General features: G+C 30.0%; 8 protein-coding genes. 4 read left to right on the top strand and 4 right to left on the bottom strand.

The window, feature by feature from the left end:
* Positions 1 to 153: 153 nt before the first annotated feature.
* Positions 154 to 1,791 (bottom strand): T9SS type A sorting domain-containing protein, encoded by a 1,638-nt coding sequence (locus AAC008_RS07495; protein ID WP_339888449.1) that lies wholly within the window; start codon positions 1,789 to 1,791, stop codon positions 154 to 156.
* A 421-nt stretch (positions 1,792 to 2,212) separates the two neighbouring features.
* On the opposite strand from AAC008_RS07495, the gene uvrA reads away from it, so the two are divergent.
* From uvrA to AAC008_RS07475, 4 genes are all read left to right on the top strand, one after another.
* The gene (uvrA, locus tag AAC008_RS07490; RefSeq protein ID WP_339888447.1) at positions 2,213 to 5,005 is read left to right on the top strand and encodes an excinuclease ABC subunit UvrA; all 2,793 of its coding nucleotides are present in this window, start codon (positions 2,213 to 2,215) and stop codon (positions 5,003 to 5,005) included.
* 92 nt (positions 5,006 to 5,097) lie between these two features.
* Positions 5,098 to 5,334 carry a hypothetical protein gene (locus AAC008_RS07485; RefSeq protein ID WP_339888446.1) on the top strand — a complete coding sequence of 79 codons (237 nt, stop codon included), beginning with the start codon at positions 5,098 to 5,100 and terminating at the stop codon, positions 5,332 to 5,334.
* Positions 5,324 to 5,623: a type II toxin-antitoxin system RelE/ParE family toxin gene (locus tag AAC008_RS07480; RefSeq protein WP_339888444.1), complete on the top strand. Its 300-nt coding sequence runs from the start codon at positions 5,324 to 5,326 to the stop codon at positions 5,621 to 5,623. Before AAC008_RS07485 ends, AAC008_RS07480 begins: the two co-directional genes overlap by 11 nt.
* Positions 5,624 to 5,816: 193 nt before the next feature.
* Positions 5,817 to 6,533 (top strand): hypothetical protein, encoded by a 717-nt coding sequence (locus tag AAC008_RS07475; RefSeq protein WP_339888442.1) that lies wholly within the window; start codon positions 5,817 to 5,819, stop codon positions 6,531 to 6,533.
* 60 nt (positions 6,534 to 6,593) lie between these two features.
* Here AAC008_RS07475 and AAC008_RS07470 read toward each other — a convergent pair whose 3' ends face one another.
* Genes AAC008_RS07470 through AAC008_RS07460 form a run of 3 tightly spaced genes read right to left on the bottom strand, consistent with a single transcriptional unit; the run spans position 6,594 to position 11,888 of the window.
* Positions 6,594 to 8,057 carry an oligosaccharide flippase family protein gene (locus tag AAC008_RS07470; RefSeq protein WP_339888441.1) on the bottom strand — a complete coding sequence of 488 codons (1,464 nt, stop codon included), beginning with the start codon at positions 8,055 to 8,057 and terminating at the stop codon, positions 6,594 to 6,596.
* Between the two features lie 24 nt (positions 8,058 to 8,081).
* Positions 8,082 to 9,377 carry a glycosyltransferase family 4 protein gene (locus tag AAC008_RS07465; protein ID WP_339888439.1) on the bottom strand — a complete coding sequence of 432 codons (1,296 nt, stop codon included), beginning with the start codon at positions 9,375 to 9,377 and terminating at the stop codon, positions 8,082 to 8,084.
* Between the two features lie 48 nt (positions 9,378 to 9,425).
* A complete protein-coding gene (locus AAC008_RS07460; protein WP_339888437.1) occupies positions 9,426 to 11,888 on the bottom strand; it encodes a YfhO family protein in 2,463 nt (820 codons plus the stop codon).
* Positions 11,889 to 11,968: the final 80 nt, after the last annotated feature.

Genomic DNA, 11,968 nt, shown 5'->3' with positions numbered 1-11,968 from the left:
AATATGCATAAAAAAAAACTCTTTTTAACAAGTGTTTATATTTAGTTAATTGTCATAAAAAAAACACATTAAAAGCAACAACTCATTTACTAATAAACAAAAAAAAGACTGTCTTCTTAGACAGTCTTTTCATAATCTGAAAGAATTAAAAAATTAATTTTTGATTAACTTAATAACCTTAGTTCCTAATTCTGAAGTAACATTAGCAAAATAAATTCCATTTGCTAATTCAGCAGCATTTAATTCTAGAGAAGTAGCATTTGGTGAAACTTCTTGAACTTTTTTACCCATTACATCAAATAAAACAACTGAAATAATGGTTTGTTTTGATGTAATATTCCATACATTTTGAGTTGGATTAGGATATACATTAAATGAAGATAATTCAAAGTTTGAGTTACTTAACACTGTGTTTTTATGTAAATATAAGTTATCATAATAAACAGTTCCTAGATCTGAAGTAATTACAAATTGTACTAAATCATTTCTGTTTGCATTTACAACTGGTGTAAAATTAGTTAAAGGAATATCTAAAGAAATCCATGTTCCTGGATTAGGATTAGTTAAGAAATTTGCATTAGTAGTTGAAAATTCAATTGCATTTGCTTCACCAGCTCCACCATTCCAATTAGAAAATTTAATATTAAAACTTTTATCTAAAGTTGGAGTCGCTGTCCAAATATCCATGTGGAAATATGTAAACGTTGATGCATCAAATCTACCGCTTAAAAAAGCTACACCTTCACAACCTAAACCTGTAATTTTGTTTGTATCATTACCAAGTATAGATACTAATGAAGTATTAGCGCCACACCAACTTGTATTAAAGGTATTATCATTTGACGGTTGACCGTCTACACCAGCATAATTAAGAACTGCAATTGGAGCATAAGCATTACTAAAAATTGATTTAACGTCGGCAACTGGTCTATTTGGTGGAGTTGGTGCAGCTGTCGCTGGTCCTTCTATTACATAATTAACAGTATATGTTTTTGTTACCGTAGTATTTTGAGACGTAACTACAACAGTTGCACTACCAGGGATAGCAGTTGCTTGAGTTGTAACTTGAGTTGCATTTGTGTCATTAGTAGTTACACTAGTTATCTGTGGTACAACAGTAGTACCAGCTGGCAATCCTTTTGTGTAAGCAATAGTGTTTGGAGAAAAACCAGCTATAGTTGTTCCATCAACTTTTAAATCACTTAAATTTGCATCTGAACCAGCAGCAACTGGAGTTTTCCAGAAGTAAATATTATCTAAATAAATAGTAATTGGCACCGTACTTCCAGCACCATTAGCAGCAAATTTCATTTGAAACACTGAATCCCAAGTCATTCCGGTAAAGGCACTTTTTGGAATATCAACACTATACCAAGAACCTGCAGTATGATTTATTGTTACTAAAGTCTCTCCAGCTCCAGTTCCATTATTAATTGGACTAACTTGTAAAATAGAATTGGCTGGATTAGCGCTTGTCCAAACATCAACATGTAAGAATTCCATGTTAGATAAACTTTGAGTAGTAAGCTCAGTTCCTTGATAATTAAAATTTGGATAGGCTAAAACGAAGTTTGTACCGCCACCTGTAGGATCAAAAGTAGGGTTTACTGAACCAAAACCGCTTTGTCCCCAGTTTGGATTATAATTTGTTGCAATATTAGTGTAAGTATCACTAAATACTGATTTTACATCTGCAGCAGCCTTAGTGGGAACTGGTGCATTTGTTGTTGGCTGTGCAAACGCAAGTCCAAAACTTAGCAGTGCACATAGAATTAAAGTAGTTTTTTTCATAATATTGATTTATTTATGTTATTAATTTCGACATCATAAATTTATCTATAATATAATTATCAATATCATAATGATTGATATAGAAACTATACAAGATGTTTTTTTAAAAAAAACATTATAAAAACCATTAAACTTAAGAAAATAGTGCTTTATAATTTTACAGAAACTTCTAATAAATTTACAAAAGTGGTAGTTAAAACGGTTTCGTATAGGTAATGTATAGGTGCTTTGATGTAGGTTTTTAGTTATTTATGCAGTAACATTACTTAGTTTCTTTTAATTATGTAGAAAACAACAAAAAAACAAATTCCTTTTTATAAATAGTATTTCATTTTTTAAGTATTTTTTAGGAATATACAACCGCAATTATTTATGACTAAAGGTTTAATTTACGTAAATTTGCACTTCTTTATAAAATGCTATGATTAAAACCGATTTTTCAAAATTAGAACCTAAAAAAAATATCCTAATAAAAGGAGCACAATTACACAATCTTAAAAACATTGATGTAGCAATTCCTAGAAATAAATTAGTAGTAATTACTGGTTTATCTGGTTCAGGAAAATCGAGTTTAGCATTTGATACACTTTATGCAGAAGGTCAACGAAGATATGTAGAAAGTTTGTCATCTTATGCAAGACAGTTTTTAGGTCGTTTAGACAAACCAAAAGTAGATTACATCAAAGGAATTGCTCCAGCAATTGCGATTGAACAAAAGGTAAACACAACTAATGCTCGTTCAACTGTTGGAACTTCAACAGAAATATATGATTACTTAAAATTACTTTTTGCAAGAATTGGAAAAACATACTCTCCTATTTCTGGAAATGAAGTTAAAAAAGATTCGCTAGCTGATGTTGTTAAACATATACAAACTTTAGAACAAGATAGTAAATGGCTTTTGATTGCTCCAATTCATCTAGAAGAAGGAAGACCTTTAGAAGACAAACTAAAAGTACTTTTACAACAAGGTTTTGCTCGTATTTTAGTTGATAACGAAATGATTCGTTTAGATGCTATCGAGGAAATGAACTTTGCTAAAAAAGAAGTAATTCTAATTATTGACAGAATTGTTGTTAAGCAAGATGATGAGGAATTCATGAATCGTTTAGCAGATGCAATTCAAACTGCCTTTTTTGAAGGAAAAGGAACTTGTTATTTACAAGAAGTCAATACAAATAAAAGAGTTGGTTTTAGTAATAATTTTGACCTTGACGGAATGAATTTCTTGGAACCAAATATTCATTTATTCAGTTTCAACAATCCATATGGAGCATGTCCAACTTGTGAAGGTTATGGAAGTGTAATCGGAATTGATGATGATTTAGTTGTTCCTAACACTGCTTTATCAGTTTATGAAAACGGAATTTTTCCTTGGCGTGGTGACAGTATGGGTTGGTATCGTGATCAATTGGTAAACAATTCCCATAAATTTGATTTCCCAATTCATAAACCTTATTTCGAACTTTCAGAAGAGCATAAAGCTTTAATTTGGGAAGGAAATAAATATTTCACTGGATTAAATGATTTCTTCAAAGAATTAGAAGAGAAAAACTATAAAATTCAAAATCGTGTGATGCTTTCGCGTTATCGTGGAAAAACAAAATGTCACACATGCAAAGGAAAACGTCTTCGCATTGAAGCAACTTACGTTAAAATTGCAGGTAAAAACATATCAGATTTGGTTGATTTACCAATTTTGAAATTAATGGCTTTCTTTAAAGAATTAACATTAAACGAATACGATTCAATTGTTGCCAAACGTCTATTAATCGAAATTAATAATAGATTAGAATTTTTATATAAAGTTGGATTAAGTTATTTATCCTTGAATCGAAATTCAGCTTCACTTTCGGGTGGAGAATCGCAAAGAATCAATTTGGCTACATCTTTAGGAAGCAGTTTAGTAGGTTCAATGTACATATTAGACGAACCAAGTATTGGATTACATCCTAGAGATACTGAACAATTGATTGAAGTTTTAAAAAATCTTCGTGATTTAGGAAATACAGTTATTGTAGTTGAACATGATGAAGATATCATGAAAGCTGCTGATATGATTATTGATATTGGTCCAGAAGCAGGAACAAATGGTGGTTATTTAGTAGCTCAAGGAACGTATGAGGAGATTTTAAAAGCAGATTCTTTAACTGCGAAATATCTGAATGGTGAAGAACAAATTGAAGTTCCTAAAAAACGTAGAAAATTCAAAAATCATATTGATGTAATTGGAGCAAGAGAAAATAATCTTCAAAACCAAAACTTTACGTTTCCTTTAGAATGTCTTACAGTAGTTACTGGAGTTTCTGGAAGTGGAAAAAGTACTTTGGTGAAAAAGATATTATTTCCAGCTATAAAAAAGAGTTTAGAAGGAATTAGTGAAAAAGCTGGACAATTTACTGAATTAGCAGGAAGTTATTCAAACGTAAAACATATTGAATATGTGGACCAAAATCCAATTGGAAGAAGTTCACGTTCAAATCCTGTGACCTATATCAAAGCATACGATGATATTCGTGATTTGTATTCAAAACAAAACGTTTCTAAATTACGAAATTATCAAGCCAAACACTTCTCTTTCAATGTTGATGGTGGAAGATGTGAAACTTGTAAAGGTGATGGATCAGTTACTATCGAAATGCAATTCATGGCAGACGTTCATTTAGAATGTGAAACTTGTGGTGGAAAACGTTTCAAAAAAGAAGTTTTAGAAGTAAAATTTGAAGAAAAAAACATCGATGACATTTTAACCATGACCATTGATGATGCTTTAACTTTCTTCAATAAATTTGAACAAAAGAAAATTACACAAAAACTACAATCATTACAAGATGTTGGATTAGGTTATGTACAATTGGGACAATCCTCTTCTACTCTTTCAGGTGGTGAAGCTCAACGTATTAAATTAGCTTCATTTTTAGTTAAAGGAACTATTAAAGACAAAGCCTTATTTGTTTTTGATGAACCAACAACAGGATTACATTTTCACGATATTAAAAAATTATTAGCCTCTTTTGAAGCCTTATTAGAAAAAGGACATTCAATAATCGTAATCGAACACAATTTAGACTTAATTAAATGTGCCGATTATATCATTGATATTGGTCCAGAAGGTGGAGAATTTGGTGGAAAACTAATGGCTTTTGGAACTCCAGAAGAAATTGTAAAGAACAAAAATTCGGTTACTGGTAAATATTTGAAGGAGAAATTATAAGTTTTGTTACAAATTATTTCATGTTAATATTAGTTTGAAATAATGAATAGTAAATGATTTTTTCATAAATTTGATTTATTAAAACTTTATATATGGAAACTGTTTCATTAGACACATTGACAAAAAAATTAAAAAACGCGCCTCAAAGTGTTATTGAGCGTGTAATTGGTTATGTTGATGCAATAATGGAAAAAAATCCGGAAAGCAAACCATATATATTAAATGAAGAACAGCAAAAAATTCTTAATGAACAAGTGAATCTTGACATTAAAGAATATTCAAAAGCTGAAAAAGTTTATGAAAACTTGAAAGATAAATATGAACTTTAAGGTTTCTCTTTCACATAATGCTATAAAAAACATTGATAATTCAATTGAATATTATATTTTAGAAGCTAATAAAAAAGTAGCTCAAAACTTTTTAAAAGACTTTAAAGAAGTTTATAAAGCATTAGAAAAAAATCCTTTTTATCAATTCCACGATTTAAATTATCGTTTTCTTCCATTTAAAAAGTTTCCTTACATAGTTTTTTACATTATTGATGAAGCTAATAAAAATGTTTTAATTAATGCTGTTTTTCATACTTCTCAAAATCCAAAAAAGATTTCTAAAACGTAATTTTGAAACAATTTGAAACCAAAAAAACATTCTGAAACAATTTCAAAATTCTAACTTACAACCACTTAGAACTCATTAACAACTCATTGACAACTGCTTAACGTATTCTGGCACAGCTATTGAATTTAAGCTTACAAGAAAAAGATTTCCGATTTCTCGGAAATTAATTGTTTAACCTTAAATTATAGAAGTCATGAAAAAAATTACACTTTTAGTAGCAAGTTTATTACTTATGAGTAATGTAACTATCGCATCAGAGAAAAATGTATTTACAGGAAACGATGAAGGTTATCGCTTTATTACAGATTATAGAGATGCTGACCCAATTGTTTTCAAAGAAAGAGGAATCGAATTCTTCATCTTTTTAGATGGTCAATTTGATTTTAATACACAAGCAACAACTGCCCCAACAAGAAATCGCACTGAAAACATGAATAGAACTCATGGTGCACCGGGTGTAAGAACAGTATCAGTTGCAAATTCATATTATGGTCCAGTAAAAGGCGTAAAAGTTGAACATGATTATCAAGGTCGTGTGAGACGTGTAGGAAATGTATTCATTAACTATGACGCTTACGGTAGAGTTAAAAGAGTTGGTTCTGTATACATGAAGTACAACAGTTTTGCACTGAAACAAGTTGGTGGAATGAAAATTTTCTACAACAGAAGAGGTCAAATTATGGATATAGTAGGATATGTAAACAGTTCAAGCTATGGAAATCATTATGATTTTGATGGACATGGATTTGGGAACGGAAATGGACATGGAAACGGTAATAATAATGGATATGACAACGATTCAGATGATGAAGATTTTTACTACTACAAAAAAGACGGTAGCAAAGTAAAAATGGACGATGATGATGTTATTGAAATTAAAAGAGACGAAAAAGAAAGAAAAAGAAAATAGTTAGATTAGTTTAGTTTGTTTGTTAAAAGTCCTGATTGCAGAAATGTAAGCAGGATTTTTTTATGACTTAAACTTATTCAAAACCTTATCAATAACTAAATTTATATCCGTTGATAAATTCATTTTATAACTAAGTACAACATAAATTATTGAAACTAGAATAGATTTTAAAACGATATTAATTATGGGATGAAAAGTAAATTCCCAAAAGTAAAAGCCAAAAAAGCAAGCAATTAATATCCCAAAAGCTACAATTGTTTTTGAAGTAAACGGAAATAATTTCATGCGTTTAACAACAAATAATAATTTGGCTAAACTATATAAAGTTATGGAAATCATAGTTGCAAATGCAGTACCTTCTAAACCGTATAATGGAATAAAAATCATATTTAATACTACTGTTAAAGCAACCAACATAACTCCCAAAAACAAAACTGTCTTATAATATTTTGAGTTAAAAATAATAGCATTATTATTGCCTAATATCAAATCGAAATATTTCGATAACCCTATTGTAAACACAACAAAAACACCTCCTGCATATTTTGGTGGCAATAATAAGTATAATTCATTTATGTTAACCAAAATGCCTAAAAATATCAAACCTCCAACAACTTGCAAGGTGATAGATGACTTTTTATACAGATCATTTAGTTCGTCATGTTTGTTTTCGCTCATCAATTTAGCCGTGATAGGATACGTAATTTGATGCATCGCTCTACTTGGGACAGCAATTACAGTCGCAATAAAAATAGCCACAGAATAGTAAGCAATGTTTTCAATATCAACATAACTATTCAACATGAATTTATCTATTTCTAAAAACAAATTAGCAATTCCACCCGTTAAAATAATAAACAAACTATAAGTAATAATTGCTTTATAATTAGAAGGAAGCTTAAACTTAAAAGAAGGAAATCTAACTTTATATGCAAAACCTTTCATAATAATCATGGATGCCAAATAAATTGCCATTAATGTGTAGACAAATTCATTTGGAGTAATCCAATTAAAATAAACGGCTAAAAGACTAATTGTAACTAATATTCTAATAAAAACTTCTTTGATAAAGTTACCTAAAACCGATTTCATGTGTACTTTTACCCAAGCATAAAATATTTCAAAATATCCCATACAAAGTCCGATTACAGGAATTTGCCAAACATAATCATAAACAATTGGGTTTTTTTGAGACAACAAACTTGCTATTTGATGATAACCAAAATATCCAATCAACGAAAACGGAACAATCAATATTAAAGGTAGAAAAAGCACAAAAGTTAAAAATGTTGATTTCTCTTCTTCCGTTTTATATTCGTTAAAGTATTTGACCAACGTATTATGCACACCAAAAGCCATCAAAGGCATCATAATATTAGCTGTTGAGAGAATATAACCCACCAAACCATAATAAGTATCGCCCAAAAACTGAACGTACATATACAACGTATTTATCGCTCCAATGGCAAAACCAATGTAAGTGATAACCGTGTTTTTTAAGGACTGATTTAGAACGATTCCCATTTTTTAGTATTCAGTATTCAGTTATTAGTTGGCAGTTAGAATATTGGCTAACTGTTCTGTTAGTTTTTTTCTGCTGAATTTTTGCAAACCAATGGCATTTACTTGTAACGTATTTTGTTTAAATTGATTGTAATAAGTTTCTATTTGCGATTTTAAAGCCTCTTTTTCATCATAAATAAAGAAAGTTCCTGTATTGGTTTCTTTAATGATATTTTTAAAATCTGCATGTTCTGGTCCAATGGCTAAAATAGGCCTTTCTGAAACCATATATTCAAATAATTTTCCTGGAATGATACAATTTGTAGCTTCAGAATCTATTTCGATTAACAATAAAACTTGCGAACTTCTTTGCTCTTGTAAAGCTTCTTTGTGTGATACATAACCCAAATGGTTTACATAATTTTCTAATCGAAATTCTTTGATGGTTTCTAAAACTTCTTTACTAACTGCTCCAATTAATTTCAATTGAAAATCGTTGGCAAACTCTTTATTTTCTTTGATTAATTCTGATAAAGATTTCCATAAAATTCGTGGATTTCTTTCAGATAAGAACGAACCAATATGGGCTAATGTGAATTTAGAATCCATTGCTTTTTTAGAAACATTTTCAACATCATAACCGTTTGTAATGACTTCAATTGGCTTTGAGGTTATTTGCTCAAATTCCGTTTTTGTGGTTGGTGATGTCACAATTAATTGGTCACAACTATTCATGACTTCTTTTTCTAAATCCTTATGCTTTTGAGCAGCTTTTTTAGTTAGTTTTAATGCTTTATGATACCCAATTGTTGTCCAAGGATCACGAAAATCAGCAATCCATTTGATGTTGTTTTGTTTTTTTAAACCCAATCCAATTAAATGCACACTATGAGGTGGACCAGTTGTAATTATGGTTTCGATTTTATGTTCATCAATATATTTTTGAAGAAATTTTATAGAAGGTTTAACCCAAAAAATTCGTGCGTCAGGAATAAACATGTTTCCTCTTATCCAAAGTAAAGTTCGTTCAACAAAAGATTGCTTTTTCTTATTAGGAATAATTCCAGAACTGATTTTCTTTGTTTTATTTTTCGATAAAAAAGAAGCAAAACCATAAGGTTCAAAAATTGGTTGTCTAATAATTGTTACTTTATCAGAAACTTCTTGAACTAAATTCTCATCCAATAAAGGATAAGTCGGATTTTCTGGAATATAAACGATTGGTTCAACTCCAAAATCAGGTAAATACTTTACAAATTTTAACCAACGTTGCACTCCTGGTCCACCAGCTGGAGGCCAATAATAAGTGATGATTAAGGTTTTATTTGTTTCAGGTTTCAAGTTTTTGGTTAAAAGGTTATCAGGTTAAAAGGGATTGTGCAAAAAACTTTACTCTTTCTTCTTTGTTCTTTGCTCTTTACTCTCAAAATAAATTCCACCAATCAATAACAACAACATTCCAATCGAACTAAACAATACAATTGTGCTTCCTGTTTTTACAACTTGTGGTTCAAACTTGAATTCAATGGCATGTTTTCCTGCAGGAACTTCTAATCCTCTTAAAGCATAATTTACTCTGTAAATTGGTGATTCTTTTCCGTCAATTGTTGCTATCCAACCATTTGAATAATACATTTCAGAAAATACAGCCAAACCTTTGTTTAAGTTTGAAGATTTATATTTTAAATGATTTGGTTTATATTCAATTAAATCAATTTTAGCCAATGAATCTCTTTGATAAGTTTGATTCTTAACAAAACTATTATACTCATTTTGACTTAAAGAACCAACATAACTATTAAAATTTGATTGAATCACTGCTTCATCTTTAGTTCGTAAACTGTCTAAAGCTTCCATTTCTGCATCAGCGGTTTCTACAACTTTAAGTTTCTCAACAAACCAAGCATTTCCATTTGCATCTGGGTTTAATAAAGCTACATCTTCCCCTTGTTCATTTGCCTTGATAATATATTTAGTATTCAACATATTATAGACTTGCAAATTGTTATTGGCAATTTGATAATCAAATAACTGTTGCATTCTTCTAGGCTTAACAGCACTATAACCACCAAGCGATTTATGAAAGTACGAACTTCGTGCACTACTCATATTCCCTGCAGTTTCAAAAACTCTAAAATGCATCGTATCACGTAAAATATTTTGATCTGCTTCTGTCATTTGATAAGGCATATCAATTTCTCTTTTTGATTTGAAATTTTCGTCATTTACATACTTTTTGTCTACTAAAAACAAATCAAAAACCATTACCAATCCCACTAAAATAATAGCAGTATTTTGAGCTAATTTATTTTTAAGTGAAGCATACATAACAATGAAAACAATGGCTAAAAAACCTAAAGAACGAAATACATCAGAAGAATACATGGCTGCTCTGTCTTCTTTTAGAACACTCATAAAATCATGTCCATAAGCTTCAGCATAGTAGCCATCTGCTGATCCAGAGAAATTAAACATTCCTTTGAAAAGTAACAATGAAATTAAAATTCCACCAACGATTGCTCCCGATTTCCACAAAGCATTCCATTTTTTAGAATCATCTGATTTATAAAAAGAATATAATCCTAAAATAGCTAAAATAGGCATACATAATTCCAATAAAACTTGGATAGATGAAACAGCTCTAAACTTATTATACAAAGGCACATAATCTATAAAAAAGTCTGTTAATAGTGAGAAGTTTTTTCCCCATGAAAGAAATAATGAAATCAAAATTCCAGCAACTAATGCATATTTTACTTTTCTTTTTTCGACGAATAAAGCTAAAACTGCTAAAAAGAAAACAATAATTCCAATATAAGCTGGTCCAGAAACTCCTGGTTGATCACCCCAATACGTTCTTAATTGCTTAGTTATGACTAATGCTTCTGCTTCACTTGCACCTTGTGACATTACATATTGAAACATTTCTGATTCTTTTCCTAAATCTTCATAACTAGCACCACCAAAAAGTCTTGGTGCAATTAAGTTTAAACTTTCTGCAACTCCATAACTATAATCTGTTATGTATTCGTAACTCATTGCGTTAGAACTTTCTTTTTTAGAACCATCTGGTTCATAAGTTAGTTCACTATCACTTCTTGTTGAAAATTTAGCATATTCTGATGTAGCTAATAAACTGGTTGCATTTGAACCAACTGCAAAAATTCCAGCAATGGCAAATACTCCAACCACTTTGGCTAAACCTTTAAAATCTTTTTCTTTAATAAATTCCACAAAATAATAAATTGAAACTACTAAAAGTAAAATCAATAAATAATAAGTCATTTGAAAGTGATTCGCTTGAATTTCTAAAGCTGCAGCAATCATAGTTAGTAATCCACCAACAATATACTTTCGTCTAAAAACCAACAAAGCACCAGCTAAAACCATTGGCATATATGCAATAGCATGAGCTTTTGCATTGTGTCCAGCACCAATAATAATAATCATATACGTTGAAAAACCGAAAGCTAAAGCTCCAAAAAAGGCTTTTAATGGATCGACTTTTAAAACTAATAACAATATATAAAACCCCAAAAAGTATAGAAATAAATAATCTGCTGGTCTAGGTAAAAAACGCAAAACATCATCAAAATGACCTACAAAATCGTTTGGATATTTTGCTCCTAATTGATAAGTTGGCATTCCTCCAAAAGCACTGTTTGTCCAGTATGGTTCTTGATTTGTTTCTTTTCTAAAATCGTTTTGTTCTTTTGCCATTCCAGTATATTCTGCAATGTCATGTTGGTAAATTTGTTCTCCTTTTAAAACAGGATAAAAATAAATTACGGCTACAATCACAAAACCAAGAACAGCCAATAAATGAGAAGAATATTTTTGCAAATTTTTCATGCTACAAGTTAAAATTTTAATGATGCTAAAGTAAATAAAAAAAGGATATTGTTAAAATATCCTTTCTGTTATTGTTTAAA

Origin of the sequence: uncultured Flavobacterium sp., assembly GCF_963975515.1 — a bacterium.
Taxonomy (GTDB): domain Bacteria; phylum Bacteroidota; class Bacteroidia; order Flavobacteriales; family Flavobacteriaceae; genus Flavobacterium.
The sequence above is the reverse complement of the archived record's forward strand: the minus strand, read 5'-3'. Positions and strand labels throughout refer to the sequence as shown.

Bases quoted from the DNA above. Each gene is read 5' to 3' on its own strand.
- AAC008_RS07460 (WP_339888437.1), bottom strand. From the start codon at position 11,888: ATGAAAAATTTGCAAAAATATTCTTCTCATTTATTGGCTGTTCTTGGT.
- AAC008_RS07470 (WP_339888441.1), bottom strand. From the start codon at position 8,057: ATGGGAATCGTTCTAAATCAGTCCTTAAAAAACACGGTTATCACTTAC.
- AAC008_RS07485 (WP_339888446.1), top strand. From the start codon at position 5,098: ATGGAAACTGTTTCATTAGACACATTGACAAAAAAATTAAAAAACGCG.
- uvrA (WP_339888447.1), top strand. From the start codon at position 2,213: ATGATTAAAACCGATTTTTCAAAATTAGAACCTAAAAAAAATATCCTA.
- AAC008_RS07480 (WP_339888444.1), top strand. From the start codon at position 5,324: ATGAACTTTAAGGTTTCTCTTTCACATAATGCTATAAAAAACATTGAT.
- AAC008_RS07475 (WP_339888442.1), top strand. From the start codon at position 5,817: ATGAAAAAAATTACACTTTTAGTAGCAAGTTTATTACTTATGAGTAAT.
- AAC008_RS07495 (WP_339888449.1), bottom strand. From the start codon at position 1,791: ATGAAAAAAACTACTTTAATTCTATGTGCACTGCTAAGTTTTGGACTT.